At 38.6% G+C, this 21,233-nt stretch carries 16 protein-coding genes; 11 read left to right on the forward strand and 5 right to left on the reverse strand.

All coding sequences use genetic code 11. The annotated features are described in order from the left end of the window. The first annotated feature begins 1,369 nt into the window (after positions 1–1,369). The 7 genes from atpH to ACFIKE_RS00810 all read left to right on the forward strand — a co-directional run bounded on the left by atpH (position 1,370) and on the right by ACFIKE_RS00810 (position 9,300). Positions 1,370–1,954 carry an ATP synthase F1 subunit delta gene (gene atpH / locus ACFIKE_RS00780; RefSeq protein ID WP_375648171.1) on the forward strand — a complete coding sequence of 195 codons (585 nt, stop codon included), beginning with the start codon at positions 1,370–1,372 and terminating at the stop codon, positions 1,952–1,954. Next, positions 1,954–3,489: a F0F1 ATP synthase subunit alpha gene (gene atpA, locus ACFIKE_RS00785; protein ID WP_375648172.1), complete on the forward strand. Its 1,536-nt coding sequence runs from the start codon at positions 1,954–1,956 to the stop codon at positions 3,487–3,489. Before atpH ends, atpA begins: the two co-directional genes overlap by 1 nt. Positions 3,490–3,509: 20 nt before the next feature. Beyond that, entirely contained in the window at positions 3,510–4,421 is a 912-nt protein-coding gene (locus ACFIKE_RS00790) for a F0F1 ATP synthase subunit gamma (RefSeq protein ID WP_375625227.1), read from the forward strand. 19 nt (positions 4,422–4,440) lie between these two features. Beyond that, complete coding sequence (gene atpD, locus ACFIKE_RS00795; protein WP_375648173.1) at positions 4,441–6,084, forward strand: F0F1 ATP synthase subunit beta; 1,644 nt, start codon at positions 4,441–4,443, stop codon at positions 6,082–6,084. Between the two features lie 108 nt (positions 6,085–6,192). Next, on the forward strand, positions 6,193–6,609 hold the full coding sequence (atpC, locus tag ACFIKE_RS00800; RefSeq protein WP_015856985.1) for an ATP synthase F1 subunit epsilon: 417 nt from the start codon (positions 6,193–6,195) through the stop codon (positions 6,607–6,609). 24 nt (positions 6,610–6,633) lie between these two features. After that, positions 6,634–8,262 (forward strand): MFS transporter, encoded by a 1,629-nt coding sequence (locus ACFIKE_RS00805; RefSeq protein ID WP_375648174.1) that lies wholly within the window; start codon positions 6,634–6,636, stop codon positions 8,260–8,262. Positions 8,263–8,292: 30 nt separating this feature from the next. After that, positions 8,293–9,300, forward strand: a complete 1,008-nt coding sequence (locus ACFIKE_RS00810) for an HlyD family secretion protein (RefSeq protein ID WP_375625231.1) — start codon at positions 8,293–8,295, stop codon at positions 9,298–9,300. Positions 9,301–9,776: 476 nt separating this feature from the next. Here ACFIKE_RS00810 and ACFIKE_RS00815 read toward each other — a convergent pair whose 3' ends face one another. Next, positions 9,777–10,061 (reverse strand): hypothetical protein, encoded by a 285-nt coding sequence (locus ACFIKE_RS00815; protein WP_375648175.1) that lies wholly within the window; start codon positions 10,059–10,061, stop codon positions 9,777–9,779. 864 nt (positions 10,062–10,925) lie between these two features. Here ACFIKE_RS00815 and ispG point away from each other — a divergent pair. Both ispG and ACFIKE_RS00825 read left to right on the forward strand, forming a co-directional pair. Further along, a complete protein-coding gene (gene ispG, locus ACFIKE_RS00820) occupies positions 10,926–12,167 on the forward strand; it encodes a flavodoxin-dependent (E)-4-hydroxy-3-methylbut-2-enyl-diphosphate synthase (RefSeq protein ID WP_375648176.1) in 1,242 nt (413 codons plus the stop codon). 340 nt (positions 12,168–12,507) lie between these two features. Continuing rightward, positions 12,508–13,659, forward strand: coding sequence for an MFS transporter (locus ACFIKE_RS00825; RefSeq protein ID WP_375626597.1), 1,152 nt, complete (start codon positions 12,508–12,510; stop codon positions 13,657–13,659). Positions 13,660–14,223: 564 nt separating this feature from the next. Here the strand turns inward: ACFIKE_RS00825 and ACFIKE_RS00830 are convergent. After that, positions 14,224–15,126 (reverse strand): polyprenyl synthetase family protein, encoded by a 903-nt coding sequence (locus tag ACFIKE_RS00830; protein ID WP_375648177.1) that lies wholly within the window; start codon positions 15,124–15,126, stop codon positions 14,224–14,226. 425 nt (positions 15,127–15,551) lie between these two features. On the opposite strand from ACFIKE_RS00830, the gene rpmF reads away from it, so the two are divergent. Further along, a complete protein-coding gene (gene rpmF, locus ACFIKE_RS00835) occupies positions 15,552–15,779 on the forward strand; it encodes a 50S ribosomal protein L32 (RefSeq protein WP_375644444.1) in 228 nt (75 codons plus the stop codon). Between the two features lie 219 nt (positions 15,780–15,998). Beyond that, on the forward strand, positions 15,999–16,127 hold the full coding sequence (locus ACFIKE_RS00840; protein ID WP_375648178.1) for a hypothetical protein: 129 nt from the start codon (positions 15,999–16,001) through the stop codon (positions 16,125–16,127). Between the two features lie 1,831 nt (positions 16,128–17,958). On the opposite strand, the gene ACFIKE_RS00845 is transcribed toward ACFIKE_RS00840, so the two are convergent. The 3 genes from ACFIKE_RS00845 to ACFIKE_RS00855 all read right to left on the reverse strand — a co-directional run bounded on the left by ACFIKE_RS00845 (position 17,959) and on the right by ACFIKE_RS00855 (position 20,791). After that, the gene (locus tag ACFIKE_RS00845; RefSeq protein WP_375648179.1) at positions 17,959–18,543 is read right to left on the reverse strand and encodes a CarD family transcriptional regulator; all 585 of its coding nucleotides are present in this window, start codon (positions 18,541–18,543) and stop codon (positions 17,959–17,961) included. Positions 18,544–18,847: 304 nt separating this feature from the next. Beyond that, positions 18,848–19,189, reverse strand: coding sequence for a ferredoxin FdxA (gene fdxA / locus ACFIKE_RS00850; RefSeq protein ID WP_375648180.1), 342 nt, complete (start codon positions 19,187–19,189; stop codon positions 18,848–18,850). Between the two features lie 21 nt (positions 19,190–19,210). Continuing rightward, complete coding sequence (locus ACFIKE_RS00855; protein ID WP_375648181.1) at positions 19,211–20,791, reverse strand: hypothetical protein; 1,581 nt, start codon at positions 20,789–20,791, stop codon at positions 19,211–19,213. Between the last annotated feature and the right edge of the window lie 442 nt (positions 20,792–21,233).

Consider the following 21,233-nt stretch of genomic DNA (forward strand, 5'->3'; position numbering starts at 1 on the left):
TAGAATTTTCAAAAGCGTCCATAATTATAATTTTTATAAATAATAAAATATTGATTTATAGTGATAATATGCCGTTATTCATATTACAATCTCAACTATCGTAGGATTCTCTTATTTTAAATCTGGTTATATTGATCCAACAAAATCATTCGTTTGCATTTTACAGATGGGGGAGTCTGTGTCGAGTAAAACTATACAAGACAGGACTAAAATACCTCATCATCTCAAGTGCTAAGGGTTGTCTTAAAATTGGGAGATGGCAAAGTATATGATGGTGCCGGCTTGTTCTTTCATAAGTGTGAAGATGAGGTTCCTCAATGGAGTTATCATTATAGCATTTATGGGTGCTGTCGTGAAATGGAGATTATCCATTGTTTCATGCTTTTGTTACTTTCGTTCTCTAATAGGGGCACATTTTTTATGTAAAGCAGAACGCCCAAAACGGAATATTACCGAACATCTATTGTATTACTGTATTCATATGTTTGTTTAAGCAAATGTTTCTCAGCATGCTCGAATTCATTTTACGATGTTTCTCGAGTGTAGAATGTAAAAGCTTTCATGAATGAAAACACCGCGTTAAGGCTCCACATCTTTATTTCATAAAGGTATAAAATGGCGCCATTTATTATTCAGCTTTTAGGATTATGAAAGCTCTTGGTACTTGAGAGCGTTTATACGAGGTGTTTTTTCTTTAATCATTTCCTTTTTTGTTTGTGATGGAGCAAGGGAGTGATCTTGATAAAAAGATTTGAAATAAGAGAATCTTTCGATGTTTGGGGCTCATCTGGTATGAAAAATGATATATTATCATTATAAATCAATACGTTGTATACTTAAAGAGTGTGTTTACAAGAAAATATACTTGGTGAATTTTTTTAAAAGGAGTGGGTATTTGAAGAAAAAAGATCAATTTTTTCTTTAATTTTTAGGAGGATATTCATTACTTTTTTTCTTATCAGTTTGCAATAATAGACTTTTTCAGTCGCATTCGCATCTCGTTAAAGGTCTTGTGGTGATAAAGGGAGTGTTTTTTAGAGAAGAAGTGTTTTATTATGGTGGCAAGAGCATTTGAAGCAAAATCAAAGAGAGTGAAAAAATCGCTCAGAGAATGTCAAAAAGAGGCATAAAAAAACTGTGTTGCCATCTTGTATATCTAAAAAAAATTCTTTTCAAAAATATTTTGAATATTTTATTAAAATTTTTAAAAAGCAGCGATTTGTGGTGTTGCGAGTCGGCTATGTCTATGCTAGAAACCAAGAGGTTTTTGTTCTAGGTTTTAAGAAGAAGATTCTTAAGATTGAGAATGTCTGTTTCATTTCATCTGATAACTATCAGAGAGTCGCTCAAGGGAAAGAGGCGGTATTTCGTGTCGGATTCATTTTCTCTCATACCGCTGCCGTTGGTAGATCAACGCTATGCGCAAGCGCTTTTTGATTGCGTTCAAGAAGCCGGAAACATTGAAAAGGTTGAAAAGGCAGTGGAAGATCTTTTGCTTGTTTTGGAGCAAAATAAAGATTTAAAACGCTTTGTGCTTAGTCCATTCTTTTCAGTTAAAGAGCAAGTTAAGGTGATGCAAACTGTTTGTGCAAACATCAAATTTGCTGATAAAAACGCAGGGCAGGTTATTGGTAATTTTTTACGCGTTATTGCAACAAATCGTAGGCTTAGTGCCGTATTTGGTATTTTACATGCTTTTCAGCGTTGCGTTGCGCGCGCTCGTAGGCAGGTGACTGCGCAAATTATTTCTGCGCGCCCCTTAAGTTCTCAACAAAGACAAGAGTTGTGTGAGGCTTTGGAAGGTGTCGTTGGAGGAAAAGTTTTGCTACACAGCATTGTGAATCCAACAATTCTTGGTGGATTAATCGTTCGTGTGGGATCGTCTCAAATTGATACGTCTCTTCTCACAAAATTGTCTTCGCTTAAGCTTGCATTGAAAAAAGAGGTCAGCTGATGGATATTAGACCATCTGAAATTTCAAAAATTCTAAAAGAGCAAATCAAAAACTTTGACCAAAAGGCTGAGGTTTCAGAAATTGGTTGGGTTCTCTCTGTAGGGGATGGTATCGCTCGCGTTTATGGTTTGGATAATGTCCAAGCAGGGGAAATGGTTGCTTTTCCAAACGGTGTGCGCGGTATGGCCCTCAATTTGGAAGTTGATAATGTTGGTGTGGTCATTTTTGGCTCAGATCGCGATATTCGTGAAGGTGATTGTGTAAAGCGGTTAGGCACTATCGTCGATGTTCCTGTGGGGCCCGCTTTGCTGGGGCGTGTGGTTGATGCGTTGGGAAACCCTATAGATGGGAAGGGTCCCATTAAAGCAACGGAGCGTCGTCGTGTTGATGTTAAGGCTCCTGGAATTATTCCGCGTCAGTCTGTCCATGAACCGATGTCGACCGGATTGAAAGCAATTGACGCACTTATTCCTATTGGACGGGGGCAGCGTGAATTGGTGATTGGTGATCGCCAAACAGGAAAAACAGCAATTTTGCTCGATACATTTTTAAACCAAAAACCTTTTCATGAAAAAGGGGCTGGACGAGAGCAAGACAAAGTTTATTGTATTTATGTGGCTATCGGTCAAAAACGTTCAACGGTGGCACAATTCGTTAAAGTTTTAGAAGAACGTGGAGCGTTGGAATATTCTATTATTGTTGCAGCGACCGCTTCTGATCCAGCACCACTGCAATTTATTGCACCTCTTGCTGGATGTGCTATGGGTGAGTATTTCCGTGATAATGGGCAACATGCTTTGATCGGTTATGATGACTTGTCAAAACAGGCGGTGGCATATCGTCAAATGTCTCTTTTATTGCGTCGTCCTCCAGGTCGTGAGGCTTATCCGGGGGACGTTTTCTATCTGCATTCGCGTCTTTTAGAGCGGGCTGCGAAGTTGAATGCGGAAAATGGATCTGGGTCGTTGACAGCTTTGCCGGTTATTGAAACGCAAGCAAATGATGTTTCTGCCTATATTCCTACAAATGTGATTTCGATTACTGATGGGCAAATTTTTCTAGAGACTAATTTGTTTTATCAAGGAATTCGTCCTGCTGTAAATGTTGGTCTTTCTGTGTCGCGTGTTGGTTCTGCTGCACAAATTAAGGCGATGAAGCAAGTTGCTGGCTCGATTAAAGGTGAATTGGCACAATATCGTGAAATGGCAGCTTTTGCGCAGTTTGGCTCTGATTTGGATGCGTCAACTCAGCGTCTATTGAATCGGGGTGCACGTTTGACTGAGCTTTTGAAACAGCCGCAATTTTCTCCACTTAAAACGGAAGAACAAGTGGTGGTTATTTTCGCCGGTGTGAATGGCTATCTTGATGCTTTGGCGGTTTCTGATGTTGCGCGGTTTGAGCAGGGACTTTTGGTGCTTTTGCGTAGTGATTATCAAGATCTCTTAAAGGCAATTGCTGAGCAAAAGCAAATAACAGACGAGCTGAAAGATAAGTTGATAACTGTTCTTAATACTTATGCGAAAAATTTCTCGTGATGAATTGATGGAATGCTTGAATGGCTTCACTAAAAGATCTTAGAGACCGTATCGCTTCGGTTAAAGCAACACAAAAGATCACCAAAGCTATGCAGATGGTTGCAGCGGCAAGGTTGCATCGTGCTCAAGAGGCAGCGCAGTCTGCGCGTCCTTATGCGAAGAAGATGGCTGATATTTTGACCAGTCTTGCTGCTGATGTAGATGGTGTTGATGCGCCTGCTCTTATGCGTGGTACGGGGCGAGATGATGTGCATCTCTTGGTGGTGTGTACTGCTGAGCGCGGTTTGTGTGGTGCTTTTAATGTGCAAATTGCTCGTCGTGCACGTGAACAGATTAAGGCATTGTTGGCATCTGGTAAAATAGTGAAAATTATCACTGTGGGCAAAAAAGGTGCGGATATTTTATCGCGTGATTACAAAGGTTTGATAATTGATCATATCGATTTGCATGCTGTAAAGCGCATTGGTTTTGCAGAGGCGGTGATGATTAGTCAACGGATTGTTGATTTATTCAATGAAGGCGCTTTCGATGTCTGTACGCTGTTTTATTCTGAATTTATTTCTGTGATTAATCAGCGTCCAACAGCTTTTGGCTTGATTCCGATGATTGCTCCAAAAGCAGCTGTTGAGGCAATAGATGTTGAGGAGCAAACAGATCATAGTAAAGGTTCACAATCAATTGTCTATGAGTATGAACCTGATGCGGCTTCTCTTTTAGAGGCGCTTGTGCCACGCAATCTTTCGGTGCAAATCTTTCGGGCTTTGCTAGAAAATATTGCTGGGGAGATGGGTGCCAAGATGACAGCTATGGACAATGCATCGCGCAATGCAGGTGAAATGATTAATAAATTGACGGTAGCTTATAATCGTCAACGTCAGGCACAGATTACGACAGAATTGATCGAAATTATTGCGGGCGCTGAAGCGCTTTAAATGGAAAAGGTAAGGATTGATGGTAAAAGCAGTAACCTCAAGCAAAGGAACAGAAAAAGGTGAAAAAAAGAAACCAGCTGCTCGTTCCGGCGTGAAAAAAGCCGCTTCGAAGTCTCAAGTGGATGTAACGGCTTTAGTGGATGTAAAGGCTTCCTCTGCGCCTGCGCGTAGTGCAGCTAAAGATACACCTGTAAAAAAAGATACATCCGCAAAAAAAGAAGAGCGTGCACAAGGCGCTGTTGGTGAGATCAAGCAGGTTATTGGTGCTGTCGTTGATGTGCAATTTGAAGGTGAATTGCCAAATATTCTTAACGCTTTGGAAACAGAGAATTTAGGCAATCGCTTGGTATTAGAAGTTGCGCAGCATTTGGGTGAAAATACCGTGCGTACGATTGCTATGGATACCACTGATGGTTTGATGCGGGGCCAAAAGGTTGTGGATACAGGTACGCAAATTAGCGTTCCTGTAGGAGAAGCAACATTGGGACGTATTATGAATGTGATTGGAGAGCCGGTGGATAATGTGGGACCAATTCCTGCAACCAAAACGCGTTCTATTCACCAAGATGCACCTGCATATGTTGAGCAATCAACCATTTCAGAAATTCTCGTCACCGGTATTAAAGTTGTGGATTTGTTAGCTCCTTATTCTAAAGGAGGTAAAATTGGCTTGTTTGGTGGCGCTGGTGTTGGAAAAACCGTTCTTATTATGGAGCTTATAAACAATATTGCAAAGGCTCATGGTGGCTATTCTGTATTTGCTGGTGTGGGAGAACGTACACGGGAAGGAAATGATCTTTATTATGAAATGATTGAAAGCCGCGTGAATGTGAATCCAAAAGAGAATAATGGTTCAACGGAAGGGTCGAAGTGTGCCCTTGTTTACGGGCAAATGAATGAACCACCAGGAGCACGTGCGCGTGTGGCTCTCTCAGGATTGACAATTGCAGAAAGTTTCCGTGATGAAGGACAAGATGTTCTCTTCTTTGTGGATAATATTTTCCGTTTCACGCAAGCTGGTGCTGAAGTGTCAGCGCTTTTAGGGCGTATCCCTTCTGCTGTGGGGTATCAGCCTACCTTGGCAACGGATATGGGGGCTTTGCAAGAGCGTATTACCAGTACAAAAACAGGCTCTATTACTTCCGTTCAGGCAATTTATGTTCCTGCCGATGACTTGACGGATCCAGCGCCGGCAACGTCTTTTGCTCATTTGGATGCAACAACTGTTCTTTCGCGCTCTATTGCGGAAAAGGGAATTTATCCAGCGGTTGATCCGCTTGACTCTTTCTCGCGTATGTTGGATCCATTGATTGTAGGGGAAGAGCATTACACTGTTGCTTGTCAAGTGCAAACCATTTTACAACGTTATAGAGCGCTTCAGGATATTATTGCTATTCTTGGAATGGATGAACTTTCTGAAGATGACAAATTGCTGGTGGGACGGGCGCGTAAAATTGAACGTTTCCTTTCGCAACCTTTCCATGTTGCGGAAGCCTTTACTGGTTCGCCAGGGAAACTCGTTCCTTTAGAAGAGACAATCAAAGGCTTTAAAGGTCTTTGTGCTGGCGATTATGATGATTTGCCAGAAGCTGCTTTTTATATGGTTGGTTCGATTGATGAAGCACTTGAAAAAGGAAAGCGTCTCATGGCAGAGGCGTCTTAATAAGAAGCTTCTTGTTCAAGAGAAAACTGTCATGAATATTTTTCGTTAAAAAGGACAAGTCGTTGAAGAAAACAGAGAGTCCTTATATCGGGTATTGTGGAGACTTTTGTGGAAAACAATAGAGAAGAGCATTTTTTATTTGAGCTTGTATCGCCTGAAAAAATTGTGTTTTCAGAGCAGGTAGTGTCTGTTGTTCTTCCTTCAGCCTCAGGTTCTTTGACAGTTATGGCGCATCATGCGCCATTAGTGGCAAGCATTGTGTTGGGGAGTGTGCGTGTTCGCACCTCTTTGGGTGAAAAATTATTTGCTGTATGCGGGGGCGTTGCAAATATTACCTTTTCAGGCTGCTCTTTATTGGTAGAGCACGTTGTGGCTGTAGAGCATCTTTCTTTTGATGTATTGGAACAGCGGATTTTGCAGGTTCAAGCGACATTAGAAGGGGGGACAAGAGATGAGGATAATCATAAAATAGAGGCTTTTTTCCAGCAATTGTCAGCTGATGGTGCTGTGTTGATAGAAGCGTAGCAGCGTATACAGGAAAAAGGTGACATGAGCGGAAAAAAGAGTACGGTTGTGTTTGCTAAAAGGGGCGGAAAACCTTTTCCTCGTCCTGGTCGTGTTTTTGCAGGACCTTTGCCGAAATGTTTTGTTTATATTTTTGCTTCTCTTATTTTGCAATGGGCTTATGGTTTAGGGGCTAATATTGTTCAGTCTAACATTGTCCATCTTACGGGTGATTTTCACGCAACTTTGACCGAGACAACATGGTTGGTAGCGGCCTATATGGCGCCAAATGTGAGTGTAGCGATTATGTTGATCAAAATCCGCTATCAATTTGGGTTGCGTGCTTTTGCTGAATTATCAATCCTTGGTTTCGTTTTGGTTTGCGTGTTGCAACTCTTTGTTACGGATTTGCGTTCTGCATTGATTATTCGCTTTTTTGCTGGGATTGCTGCTGCTCCTTTGGCTTCACTTGCGCTGCTTTATATGATGGAGGCTTTTGCTCCAGCAAAGAAGTTTACTGTTGGTCTTAGTTTGAATTATATGAATGCGGCTTTAGCGGCACCTTTATCGCGTTTGATTTCTCCTGATTTGCTGGAAAATGGTGGTTTTTCTAGTCTTTCCGCTTTGGAAATGGGGTTGGTTCTCATCAGCTTGGTCTGTATCTATACTTTGCCTTTAACGCCTGTTGTCCGCAGTAAGGTTATTCAAAAGTTAGATTGGATAAGTTATGGTTTGATTGCTCTTGGTCTTGGATTAAATGCCGTGATTATGTCTGTTGGCATATTGTATTGGTGGTATGAAGCGCCATGGATTGGTTGGGGGCTTGCACTTGCTATTTTCTCGTTGGCTATTGCTATTATTATTGAGCTTAATAGAGAAAAACCGCTGATTGATTTACGTTGGATTTTCAGTAAAGAAATGGTTCAATCTGTTTTTATTTTATTGATCTTTCATGTTTTTTTGTTGGAACGGTCAAATTTGCCCGTAGGTTTTTTTAATCTTTTTGGTTTGCTTAATCGTGAGATGGCGCCCATGTATCTTGCGGTGACATTGGGTACTCTGTTAGGGGGGGCTGTTTGTGTCTTTTTTTTACGGGCGGGGCGTGAAGATTATTTTTATTTGTTATCTTTAGGTTGTTTGGCGCTGGGAGCTTATTTAGACAGTCGTGTAAACTATTTAACACGTCCGAAAGATATGATGTTGAGCCAAGGGTTGGTGAGTTTTAGTTATGCACTTTTTTTGCCTCCTGCTCTTTTCAAAGGGTTTGTGATTGCTGGTGAGCGAGGACCGCGTTATGTTTTGAGTTTTATTGCGGTTTTTTTGCTAACACAAGTGACAGGGGGATTGATGGGATCGGCTTTTTTTGGCAGCCTACAGTTTTATTTTGCCCATAAAAACTTTGAGTCCTTAACACAAAATATTGTTGTGACTGATCCGCTTATTTCTGGTGAGATGAATACTTTGTTTTCGCCTTCTTATGGTGCTTCTGTTCCCCATGGCTTGAGGAGTGAACAGGGTACTTCTATGTTGATAGAAAAATTTAAGTTAATAGCAAATATTTTTGCTTATGATGACGTTTTTCGGCTTTATTTTTATATTTCAATGATTGTATTCATTATTTTTCTTGTCACAATGGTTGTTAAGTCATGCTCTTTGCGGGCGTTAGAAAAGTAGAATGATGCCCATAGAAGAGGGGTGCAAAAAATGATAAAAGCATTACGGTCAAAAGCTACGATTGTTGCATTCTTGTCAGGTGTTACGGGTGTTTTGCTGATTTTGTGGGCTTGGAGACTTCCTCCTTTTGTGAGTAACATTCAAATAACGGATAATGCTTCCATTAAGGGCAATGTTACTCTGGTTAGTTCACAGATCTCTGGGGTGATTGCACGGATTTATGTGCAAGATTATCAACGTGTTGAAAAAGGAATGCTGCTCTTTGAGCTTGATGATTCTCTTCTTCGTCAGCAGCTTGCACGGGCACAGGCTGTTCTCGATTCAAAAAATGCAAAACTGGCAAGTATTGAATTGCAAGCTCAGATTTTACAGGGAGAAGTTAATGCTGCAGAAGCAGAATTAACGCGTTCACGAGCATTCTCTAATGTTGTTCCTGATAGTAAAAAGTTAGGCTTTGGTGATGCTGCAATTTCTGTTTCTCGCCCTCTTTCACAACTCTTGGCAGCCCTAGAAACAAAACGACAATTGCAAAAACAATTAAATCTTGAACGGCAAAGTTTACAGTCAGAAGTTTCGGGAGCAAAGGTGAGTGTTGAGTTGGCAAAACTTAATCTTGATCATACGAAGATTTTATCTCCTAGAACAGGCTATATTGGATTGGTTGGCGCTAAGGTAGGGCAATATGTTATGCCGGGTACGCAATTGGTTTCTGTTATTTCTGATGATATTTGGATTATTGCTAATTATAAGGAAACGCAACTTTCTCAGATGCGTGTGGGACAACCGGTTGTTTTTTCTGTTGATGCATTGAACAACAAAAAGTTAACGGGGCGTGTGGTTCGTTTTGCTCCGGCGACAGGTTCAGAGTTTTCATTGTTAAAAACAGATACGACAATTGGTAATTTTATCAAAATTGCGCAACGTATTTCAGTACGGATTTCTTTAGATCCTGGGCAGGAGGGGATTGAAAAGCTCATTCCTGGGATGTCTGTGGTTACGTATGTGGATACTTCGCAGCGGGTCGATTCTGGAGGATAAATTTTGGGTTTTTTCAGTTTAATTCTTGTGTCATTTACTTATAGCAAATGGGTATTCACATTGGAAGATTTCGTTTGGTTTTTTATAATACATCTTTTAAAGCTCTTAGGCTCCTTAATCTTCTATATCATGATGTAAAATAATGTTCCTTAAAATATTAAAGCGCATGCATCTTTACTGACTTCCATTTCTTTTGAAATAACTCAGTAGGGGGGATAGATGCAATGTTGAAAACTTTTCTTATAGTTTCTCACAACACTGTCCTTTGAGATGTGGTGCTACCGCGTGTTTTGAGGATAGGGGTAAGGAGACTGCCAGATAGAAAATTGGATAATAGATTGGTGGAATGGATGGAAAACTTATCTTTTGGAGGAAAGCGTAAAGTTAGGGGGAAAGATGTAAAGTTTATATTTTGTAAACTATAAAAATGCCCGCTTTGAGTCGGGCATTAAAAGGGAAGGTTGTTGGTTGTGTTGTTAATTTTTACGGATCAGCAAGAAGCTTACTAAAACGACTCCTGCTGTTAGTGCGAGGGTTTTTTTAGGATTTTCTTTCGCTTTTTTCTTTAATTCTGCAGCATGTTCGTTGAGGTGATAAAGCGCGTGACGGACTTTTTGTTTCCATGTATCAAACAGCTCAGAAATGTTTTCAAAGTTATCATTTTGAGAACTCCAATGATTTACGGGGACCAGCTCTCTTTTTAATTGTGCTATACGTTTTTTAATTTTAGCATTTTTTCTATGGGGTGAAAATAGACACATTTATTGACTCCTTCATGTGTTAAATTGTTGCGTGACAGTTGGAATTGTGTTTGGGGTTTTGCTATAACGGCTTGAAAATTGAAAGGTTGCATTGATAATGCCGCGCGTGGGTGAGATGAGAATTAAGAGTTTGGTTTTAATGAGGCATTTCTTAATGTGCTCGAGTTCATTTCGTGATGGTGTTTGTTAAGGATTTAAGGTAAAAATTTTTACAAAATGGTGTAAAATTCATTCTATCATCTTTATTTTATAAAGATGTAAGTCGGTGTCTTCATTTTTTTGTTTATTTAAAGTGTTGGGATAGCTTTTGGCACTTGAAATAGTTTATAAGGAATTTTTATCTACTTGTTCTTTTGTGGCTTTAGGGAGTGGTATTGATTCAATTAAGAAGATTTAAAATGAGAAAATCTTACGATATTTGGGGTTGCCATTCAAATTTGTAAAAAATTGATTATTATAAATCAATGTGTTGGATTAATTGGGCGGTGTCTTTCATGCATTTTTAAAAATTGCGCTTTGATAGGCGTTATCTGTTGTGTTGTAAAACACTGTTTTGCGATGACGTTGATGTAAGGTATCGGCATGCAACTTAAAAATACAGTATTGTCTCTATTTGGTTTCAGTTTCTTTTTGAATCAACCAAGTGTAGAAGTATAAACTTGAACAGAAGTAGTAGAACTTATCCGGTGCGTCTATAGGATGAATCGCACCTATGAGTTGAATTGCATCAGTGGTTAGTAGGTGGAACCTTTTGAGAGTAATCTGTTAAGATTGGGGGGCGGTGTAATTTTCGTCCTTTGAAGCGTGGAGGAAGTCAATGTAAATGATGATTGATAGCGCAGGTTTTAAAAATTTGAGGACTTGATGAGTACGACCTATTTTTTATCTAAACCACTTGAGCGTCGTCGATCTGTTGGTGTTGCTGTTGGTGATGTGATCATTGGGGGGCAGAGCCCGATAGTTGTACAGTCAATGACCAATACGGATACAGCTGATGTTGATGCAACTGTTGCTCAAGTGGCTGCTCTTTGGCAAGCTGGTTCACAATTGGTTCGGATTACTGTTGATCGTGATGAAGCGGCGGCAGCTGTACCAAAAATACGGGAGCGATTGGAGAGGTTAGGATTTTTTGTACCCTTGGTTGGGGATTTTCATTATATTGGACATAAGCTTTTATCTGATCATCCTGCGTGTGCTGAGGCGCTTGCAAAATATCGCATCAATCCTGGAAATGTTGGTTTTGGCGCAAAAAAAGATCGTCAATTTGCAGAAATTATAGAGATTGCTTGTCGGTATCATAAACCTATTCGCATTGGCGTGAATTGGGGCTCTCTTGATAATGCGTTGTTAACACGGCTTATGAATGAAAATGCACAGCAAGAAAATCCTTTATCGGTTGCTGAAGTGATGCGGGAAACTGTTGTGCAGTCTGCTCTGCAATCGGCTCTTTGGGCTGAAGAGATGGGGTTGGGACGTGATAAAATTATTCTTTCTGCTAAAGTGAGTGACGTCCAAGATCTTATTGCTGTTTATACCACCTTGGCGGCGCGTTGTGATTATGCTCTTCATTTGGGATTAACGGAAGCTGGGATGGGAACAAAGGGCGTTGTTGCTTCTTCGGTGGCTTTGGGCATTTTATTACAACAAGGGATTGGCGATACAATACGAATTTCCTTAACACCAAAACCTGGTGGTGATCGGACACGAGAAGTAAAGGTGGGGCAAGAACTTTTGCAAGTAATGGGTTTTCGGCAATTTTTGCCTGTGGTTGCGGCTTGTCCTGGTTGTGGGCGCACAACCTCAACGGTCTTTCAACAATTGGCGCAAAAAATTGAAGCAGATTTATACAAAAATATGCCTGTTTGGCGTGAAAAATACCCTGGCGTTGAAAGTTTGAAGGTTGCCGTGATGGGATGTATCGTCAATGGACCGGGGGAGTCAAAACATGCAGATATTGGTATCTCTTTGCCTGGAGTGGGGGAAAGTCCTGCGGCACCTGTTTTTATTGAGGGACAAAAGGTAAAAACTTTGCGGGGTGATCACATTGCTGAAGAATTTGAAGCGCTTTTGAGTGATTATATTCTTACACGCTTTGGACAGGGTTGAAATAAATTCTTGGAGTGCATTTTTTCTTCATTAAAGGCTGTGTTTTTGCTTGTAAATCAATATTCAGTCCTCATTGTGGTTCCGTGTTGAGAACAAGATGATCGTTCATAAATTGAGGCGCTTCTTCACTGTTTTCAAGCATTTTTCTTTGATAATATTGTCTTCAAACAGATCCAATAGAAAACTAAACGTGACATTATTTCCAGCAATTTTCAGAATATCAAATTGATAGGATTGGAGTTCTATATAGCGGCTATTGCCATATTTGTTATAAAATTTAAGCTTTTATCTTTATATAAAAGGATGTATTGACACTTTTCGTGGTGTTATTGGGGAATAGATGACAAATATATTAGCGTTTGGATTTTTATTTAACGGTATAAGAATTTTAACAGGTGCCTTTATTGTATTTTATATGCTTGAAAAAGGGCTAACTCTTATTGATATCGGGATCATTAAGTCGTTTCAGGCTTTTATTATGATGGTTACAGATATTCCTCTGGGATATTTTGCCGATAGAAAAAGTTATAAAATATCTATCGTTTTGGCAGCGGCTTTTGCTGCTACATGGCTATGTCTCATGGGATTTTCTACAAGCTTTTATGGTTTTCTTTTGGCAGAATCTTTTAATGCCTTATCGCTGACATTGATTGCTGGCGCCTATAATGCTTTACTTGTTCAATATGCAAAAGCAAAATTGACATCGACTAAAAAAGTGCTTGGTTCTAGCTCTCAATATAATTACATCGGCATGTTTATATTCAGTTTAATCGGCGCATATTTTGCTGATTATTCTAGCCAATATATATGGTATATCGCGGCGTTTTTAATGTTGATGACAACACTATTTGGTTTGTTTTTTCTTGATGACCTGAAAGGAGAAAAACAACCAAATAAAGCGAATTCTCTCATTTATGATGCTAAAGAGATGTTGTCTATTTTTATTAAAGTTCCTTATATCTCTTTATGCTTTTATTTTTCACTGATCTTTTTCAATATATTCTCGCAGTATTGGCAGTGGATATTTAAAGATCATAATATTAATGTCACTTATTTTGATCTTGGTGTGACATTTTCACTGATATTGCTCTCTCAGCTCTTGGCTAGTTTTCTCTTTACAAAACTAAGTGAAAGAGTGAATTTTATTTTACTACTGTTTCTTTCGGCTTCACTGATTTTTACAATGGTTTTCTTTGAGCCAAGAAAAGAAATTGCTGTTATTTTAGTCTGTATGATTTTTTACTTAATTAAGTATACATATCTTCGTGTAGAAGTTATTTTGCACGATAGTATTAGTGATCATTTCAGGGCTACATATGAATCTTTTTTGTCAACCGTTGGGAGATTTAGCTTATTGGTATTTTTTTACATGAGTGCGTATATGGTCAATATATTTGGCTTTTTCTCACTCGTTTATATTTTTGCTATTTATTTATTGATTTACTTGTTGACGGTATTTTTTTTAGAAGGAACTCTCAAAAAAGTTCAGTGAGAATATTAACTTATTACGATACGTGTTTTATAGGGTTTCATAGTGGAGCAAGGCTTTTATTTATTAAGGCGCATCGTTGTTTTGCATGTTGAATGAGAAAGCTGAATAGTGTCAGTTATTCTTATTTAAAATCTATGTATGTTGAAGCAATCAAAGTCATCTGCTTGTACGTTATAAGTGGGCATGGCATAACAATCATTAAAAAGGAAATAAAAATGCTTCTCATGAATATTGTGCCAAGAGTTGCTGACAAGGTTGGACGCTGATAAAGAAAATGATTGTGCCGGATTATATGCTTATTAAGGAATGGTGATTGCGCATTATTTCACATTTTCTTTTTTCATTCTTTAATGGAAGGCACTTTTCATGCAAAATAGGATACCCAGAATACACTTGTGTTATAAATTCACGCGGCTTGTTTTAATGAAATTCCTCTCAAGATTTGTCGCATCCATTTCATGATAAGGACTATAATGGAGATTAATGGTAACGTTTCTTTGAAAAGTCTATTATGCATTTAACAAAGATGACGATTTACACTATGTGCAATAGGGTGGATGAAGTTTAATTTTTGCGTAGTGCACTAAAGTGTGCTGCTTGTTGGAGGGGGAGTGCTTTAGCGCCAAAAGGATGTAAGAATGCTTCTGCTTTACTGATGAGTGTATCTCGCTTTTTTTGGGTTTCTTCAATGCCGTAAAGATGAACAAAAGTTGCTTTTTGTGCCGTTTCATCTTTCCCAGCCGTTTTTCCTAGGGTTTGCGTGTTGGCGGTGACATCAAGAAGGTCATCGGTTAATTGAAAGGCTAAACCAAGATAGGTACCAAAATCAGTAAGCTTTTCGGTTAATTCTTTGGACGCATTGCCAATGATGGCGCCTGCTTGGCAAGCAAAGCTTATCAGGGCTGCTGTTTTCATGTGTTGTAGAGTGATGATGTCAGTACTTTCTTGCGGTCTTTTTTCAGCTTCAAGGTCCAGCATTTGTCCACCTAACATACCGCCAAGTCCTGCCGATTGTGCAAGAGACGTGATCAGCTTTATTCTAATGTCTGTCGATAGAGTACTGGCTTTATGGGCAATGATTTCAAAGGCAAATGTTAAGAGGGCATTGCCTGCTAGAATTGCTGTTGCTTCATCAAATGCTATATGGACGGTGGGTTTTCCACGCCGGAGTATATCGTTATCCATAGCGGGAAGATCATCATGAATGAGCGAATAACAATGGATACATTCTAAGGCACATGCAACATCAAGAGAATGTTCTACAGGAACATCAAAAAGTGCAGCACTTTGAATCACAAGAAAAGGACGCAGGCGTTTTCCACCGTTCAGCACACCATAGCGCATGGCTTTGATTAAGTTTTTAGGGCGTGAAATTTCACCATTTTGGATTTGATCACTTAACAGGGTATCAAGCCGCTTTTCAACAGTGTATCCATGTTTTGCAAGAAGGGTGGTAAATTCGTGCATTCTTGCTTCCTTTGTTTTTACAAAAATGAAATTATGAAGTTTAAAAAGAAAGGTTGTCGCTTTTTCTTGTTTTCATAAATTGGCGTCGTTTTTTATTAAAAATCAACTTCTCTTTTTATCCATATCTCTATTGTATGCGCAAATCCCTTTTTAAACTAAATAAAAATTGAATGAAGGTCTTATAAAAAAGATTTCATTGGTGTATAAAATTCTCAAATTTTGCGGTGTTTTGGATATTCATTTGATCATTTTGACACCATTTTTGATGAAAAGAAGGTCATTTTTGGTAAGAGGAGGATCATTTTGACATTGCCTCTTCTTTTTTATCAGTGTATAATATCCTCAAATTTTATGGTGTTTTTAAATGAAGCATTGTCATTTTTGACATTGCTTTTTCTGTTTTAATGGATTTGGAGTGTCTTTTTATGGCTGTACCTAAACGAAAAACCTCTCCAGCGAAGAGGGGCATGCGCCGTTCGGCTGATGCTCTGAAGGCGCCGACTTATATTGAAGATAAAAATTCTGGTGAATTACGTCGTCCTCATCACATTGATTTGAAAACGGGAATGTATCGCGGGCGTTCCGTTTTAGTGGTTAAAACTTTAGCGTTTTATCTCTTTTCCAGTAGTAAGCTTCTTTTGATTCATGAGTGAATGCACGTTTGTGGCGTGCATTTTCGCTTTAAGATGAATGTTGAGGTGTCTTTGTATCGCTCTCATCACATTGATTTGAAAACGGGAATGTATCGCGGGCGTTCCGTTTTAGTGGTTAAAACTTTAGCGTTTTATCTCTTTTCCAGTAGTAAGCTTCTTTTGATTCATGAGTGAATGCACGTTTGTGGCGTGCATTTTCGCTTTGAGATGGATGTTGAGGTGTCTTTGCATCGCTCTCATCACATTGATTTGAAAATGGGAATGTATCGCGGGCGTTCCGTTTTAGGGATTAAAACTTTAGCGTTTTATCTCTTTTCCAGTGGTAAGCTTCTCTTGATTCATGAGTGAATGCCATTGGGTAAGATGCGTTTTTCGCTTTTTCTTGAGAGGCTATAAAGGATTGCTTGTGTCAGTGTCTTTATGATGATTGCGTTAAAGAGCTTGAGTATTGATATAAGTTAGCTCAGTAATAGAATTATTTTGTATCGCACTTAATTTTTACTTACTTTAGGGGGGATCCTATTAGACCGTAAAATATCGTCGTTTAAGATGGTTGACCCATGTAAGGTTTTAAGCATACCGGTGTTTTTTATGAGAATATTTAAGGCAATGGTTTGTCTATAGGCTTATATTGTGACATGTGATTCTCAGTACAAAATAGAGATCTACATCACATTGATTTATAAAGATCATTTGTTGTTTTGCGCCTTGAATGAAAGATCTATCGTAGGATTTTCTCATTTCAAATTTCTCTCATGTTGAATCAATGACAATGGCTTGCTTTTCGCTCACAAGTGGGGCTGGCATGTGGGTAAAAACTCTATAAGAAAGGAAAAAATGTCTATAATGAATATTTTCAAATGTAAGGATTATTGCAACATTGGAGGTTAAGTGTATGATGATGCCAGTGTGCTTTCTTATAAGCAGAAAAGAGAAAACCGTTACAAGACAAAAGGTGTACACATTCAATAATCTTTAGTGCTTTGATGATAAAGGCACATGAGACTTTTCTATGAATATCACGCTGTCTTTTCATATTTTTGAACTAAGAATTGTCCATATATTTTTTTCTTATTTTTGTGAATATAAGGGATTTGTTGCGAACAGCTTGTAAAATAAGTAAACTTAAAACCAAATGTGTTATATGTGGGGTTGAGAAAAGTATTTTATCAAAGCTAATATGATTCTCCAGTTCATAGCTGGTTTATAAATGGTTTTATGGTATTACTTACCTAAGTTTGTGATTTTTTTGTTATCTGTTCATCAATATCTAATCTTTAGCGGTCTGTTTAAAACAGAGGTTCAGACTTTTAAGAGTTCTATGAATCGTTCTAGATTTTGTGTGTCCGATTGGAGTAAGATATTGCGTATATCTCGTAATCTCTTAAATGAGAATATAACCTATTTTGGAAAAATATGAAGTTGCAAGGGGCAATGCCAACGTTCATTTTTATTGTTATTTTTTAAGTTAGCTTTACAGCTTTTAAAAGTATTTGGAATGCCTTTTATAGAATGGAGATGATGGTTTATTTCATGCTTTTGTTTATCGCGTTCTTTAATGAGGGAATGCTTCTCATGCAAAATAGAGCGACCAAGACAAAATATGCTTATGTTGTACCGTTACGCATTTTTTAAAAGGAATATTTTTCAATATTTGTTGCATCCATTTTATGATGGCGTTTTTGAATGTTCTAATGGTTTTGTAGAAGGGCAAAGGTAAAGTCTCGGTGCAGTGTATAAACGGCACTATGATCTTTACGCTTAATGAAAAAGTAAGCCAGCAGTCTTACACATTTTGCTAGATTCCAATGTTGGTATGTCCTTTGGCACTTGAGACAGTGTCTCGCTCTTTTTGTATAGTTTTTACCCACAGATCAGCCCCGCTTGGGATCGAAAAGTAAGAGATTTTGATTGATTCAACATGAGAGCAATTTGAAATGAGAAATCTTACGATATTCAAGATTCTAATTTAATATGAATAATGCTAGATTATGATGATTAATCAATTTTTTATCTATGAAGCAAGCAAATGAAGAGGAGGAATTTGTCGAAAAGTTAGATTGTTTATAGGTTGGCGCTGGTTAAGAAACTTCGTCCTTAAGGGCAGAGAGGATGTTAAAAAATAAAACCAGCGAAAAGCTGGTTTTATCAAAATATCTCATTATGATGAAAGAGTGTATTATGCAGCGTAGACAGCTTTACTGTTTTCGTCTGTTTCTTCTCTCTCAGCTTTAAATTCGCATTTTGGCTTGTTGGAGAGATGCATCTCTATGAGATTGATAGCTTCTGTTTCAGAAAGACTATTAATAACCGCAATTTCGCGGGCCATTCTTTCAAGAGCAGCTGTATAAAGTTGGCGCTCAGAGTACGATTGTTCAGGTTGTAGATTAGAGCGAAAAAGATCACGGACCACTTCGGCGATACAAATAAGATCTCCGGAGTTGATTTTAGCATCATATTCTTGCGCACGACGTGACCACATGGTTCGTTTAACGCGTGCTTTTCCACGTAAAACTTTTAAGGCGCGTTCGACAGAGTCACTAGCAGATAATTTACGCATTCCAACGGAAAGGGCTTTTGCAATGGGGACTTTGACATCCATCTTATCTTTCGCGAAATGAATGACAAAAAGTTTTAATTTATGTCCTGCAACTTCTTGATCTTCAATCGCTATAATTTGTCCTACTCCATGCGTAGGGTAGACGATATATTCAGAGGTTGCAAATTCTTTGGTCTTGGAAGACGCTCCATGTTGGGATGCCATATTTTAGTTTACTCCCTTATGATCAACAAATGTATCGGAAAACAGGTTATAAACCTGAGGGTTGAGTTTTCTTTAACCAAGTATATTGTACCAATTAAGTGAGCATAAAAGCCGAGTACTTTTAAATCCAAAAAAAATACACTGCTTTACTATAAAAAGCAAAGAAAAATACTTAGAAAGATGATCATGTTAAAATAACACTAACATCAAACTTCCAAAGAATCAATCATTTCGCTTAAGGATTTTTTTATTTTTAAAAGGGAAGTCTGTCAATTGTCGAAGGAGGAGGGTTCGCACTGTATCATTAGTCTTCGCCGCTTCCTGGATTTTCTGAAAAATACTTTTCTAATTTATTTGGAACGCCATCCATTTCTTTTGCTTGAGGAAGAGGATCTTTTTGGGTGGTTATATTAGGCCATTTGTTTGCATAATGAAGATTAAGTTCTAACCACTTTTCTAATCCTGGTTCTGTATCAGGTAAAATTGCTTCTGCTGGGCATTCTGGCACACAAACACCACAATCGATGCATTCGTCGGGGTGAATAACAAGCATGTTTTCCCCTTCATAAAAACAATCAACAGGGCAGACTTCAACGCAATCCGTATATTTGCAGTGAATGCAGTTGTCGGTTACTACGTGGGTCAAGATCAAACTCCATTTGTTACTTTAATTCTCTTTAGAGGAAAGTGTATGCGTGTTTTTATGATTGGTGAGTTGATCGCGTAGTATAGCTAGTTTCGCAAAAGGTGAATCAGGATTAAAGCGCTTTTCTTTTTGAAAAGGCTTATGATTTGCATGTTTGCCTTGGGATTTGTGGAACTTATGAGAGCGTTTTGTTTGTGATGGAGCTTCTTGAGGGGAATTTTCATTTGTGTGTTCCGCTTTTTTTACAGCGCTCTTCGATTTATTTTGCCACTTATTTCCTAATTTATCACGTTTTTTTTGTGCGTGGTGGTGAAATTGATGTCTATAATGCCATAGTAAAATAACTTTATCTTCTTGTGTAGGGAGAGGGGGGGGGGCAAAATTCCCAACAGGTTCAGCTGCCGGTAAATGATTGGTTTTATGGGGATATTTTTCAATACCAGAGGATAAAGTATTTGGGTATGAGGTATTTTTTTCTTCTCGTGTTGTTTCTGTATCGCTTATTGTTTTCCATTGACTGCCAACGCATTCTGCTTCAGGAACATCTTGCATTGTTCCATTGACAGAGGAAGAGGCTTGGTGTGCAAGGAGATTTTGTTCAAAAACAGTATTGCTTATGCTGTACGATTGATAACCAAGTCCTTTGAGGATTTCTTCCATATCGTTTCCATTGGCCCCAAGAATGGACATCATGGTTGGTGTAACAAAAAAACTTTTGCCATCATAGGCGCCATCGGGTTTGGGATCATTTCCTTGTTTCCAATGAAGTGCGGGGCGGATGAGATTGGCGAGACGTTCTAAAATATCAATCCTTACAGCACGTTGTCCTAAGATTCGGTAGCCGGCTAATTGATAAAATTGGCGGTTATAGGTAGGGTCAACAATCAAAGAGGTTCGACCAGCAGATAATGCTGACAAAATTTCACCCACACCAGTTTGATCTTGTTCCGCATTTTGAAGATTCCACAGGAGAGTAATGGCTTGAACCGGAGCAGGTTTAAGCATTCCGGCAACATAGATGTGAAAAGCGCCAAAACGTACGCCTAGACGCCGAAGCACGGCACGTGATTCTTGCGCAAGTTCTTTGACAATGTCTAAGACTTCGCGGCGTGGTAAAATCCCTAAAGAGTTAAAAAGTTGTAAAGCAAGACTGTTTGTTGAATCCGTTAAACTATCAGCATTACGCAAATCAAACAGGGGTTTTAAAGTCGTTTCAAAATGAAAGGTGACAAAGCGTTCTAATCGCTTCACAACGTTATTGCGGGATTCTCCAGTGAGTTGTTCATCTGCTAAAACAATCAGTTTTGGTTTGAAAAAATCTTCTGTTGCTACAAGCTGTCCTACGGGTTGACCAATCCAGCGCACAATTCCATCAGAACTGAGGGTAAAATCTCCATTTGCACAAGCACAAAAACGTGTTGCGCGTTTGGAAAAAGCAAGAATCAAATTTTCATTCTCTGTTGAAATTTGCTTCTCAGCTATTTGATCGCTACTGTTTTTGTTGGCATAAAAACGAAAACCTTCAAATTTACCCCTTCCGTGTTTTTCAATGAGAATATCATCTTGAAGAATTTCATCCTGTTGAACAATCTTGCTATCCATGATCATTTTCTTTCTCAGTGCGAAATTGGTCAAAAGCTTTTTGCGACAATTTCATAATGCTTCTCTTTCTTTAACACGTTTGTTGCGTTTGCTTCAATCACTCTTGTCGTTTTTTGCTGTTTCTTTTTGCGTCTTTAAAACTTGGATGATTCTTTTTTTTTATTCAGTTTTCATTCAGTTTTGATGCTTTATATTTGCAAATTACACTTATTAGTTGTATTGTAAGGATGAAAGCATAAATAAATTCTTCAATTTAAAAGGAAACAGAACCGGTTATCAAAAAACAGCTTTTGTTTTACATGATCATTTTATTTTTTTGCTGTTTTGTCATGAAAAGTGAAGAGAAAGTTTTTTCAAATATTTCATAGGCTAAAAGGCATATTGTAAAGGCATTTTGCAGGTGAAATTGTGGCTTATGACAAGAAATTTTACCATGATAGTA

Origin of the sequence: Bartonella sp. MU70NMGDW, assembly GCF_042194085.1 — a bacterium.
Taxonomy (GTDB): Bacteria; Pseudomonadota; Alphaproteobacteria; order Rhizobiales; family Rhizobiaceae; genus Bartonella; species Bartonella grahamii.

Excerpts from the sequence above, each read along its gene's own strand:
- ACFIKE_RS00830 (WP_375648177.1), bottom strand. The coding sequence starts at position 15,126 with ATGCACGAATTTACCACCCTTCTTGCAAAACATGGATACACTGTTGAA.
- ACFIKE_RS00855 (WP_375648181.1), bottom strand. The coding sequence starts at position 20,791 with ATGGATAGCAAGATTGTTCAACAGGATGAAATTCTTCAAGATGATATT.
- ACFIKE_RS00845 (WP_375648179.1), bottom strand. The coding sequence starts at position 18,543 with ATGGCATCCCAACATGGAGCGTCTTCCAAGACCAAAGAATTTGCAACC.
- ACFIKE_RS00825 (WP_375626597.1), top strand. The coding sequence starts at position 12,508 with ATGACAAATATATTAGCGTTTGGATTTTTATTTAACGGTATAAGAATT.
- ispG (WP_375648176.1), top strand. The coding sequence starts at position 10,926 with ATGAGTACGACCTATTTTTTATCTAAACCACTTGAGCGTCGTCGATCT.
- ACFIKE_RS00815 (WP_375648175.1), bottom strand. The coding sequence starts at position 10,061 with ATGTGTCTATTTTCACCCCATAGAAAAAATGCTAAAATTAAAAAACGT.
- ACFIKE_RS00805 (WP_375648174.1), top strand. The coding sequence starts at position 6,634 with ATGAGCGGAAAAAAGAGTACGGTTGTGTTTGCTAAAAGGGGCGGAAAA.
- ACFIKE_RS00790 (WP_375625227.1), top strand. The coding sequence starts at position 3,510 with ATGGCTTCACTAAAAGATCTTAGAGACCGTATCGCTTCGGTTAAAGCA.
- atpD (WP_375648173.1), top strand. The coding sequence starts at position 4,441 with ATGGTAAAAGCAGTAACCTCAAGCAAAGGAACAGAAAAAGGTGAAAAA.
- atpA (WP_375648172.1), top strand. The coding sequence starts at position 1,954 with ATGGATATTAGACCATCTGAAATTTCAAAAATTCTAAAAGAGCAAATC.
- ACFIKE_RS00810 (WP_375625231.1), top strand. The coding sequence starts at position 8,293 with ATGATAAAAGCATTACGGTCAAAAGCTACGATTGTTGCATTCTTGTCA.
- rpmF (WP_375644444.1), top strand. The coding sequence starts at position 15,552 with ATGGCTGTACCTAAACGAAAAACCTCTCCAGCGAAGAGGGGCATGCGC.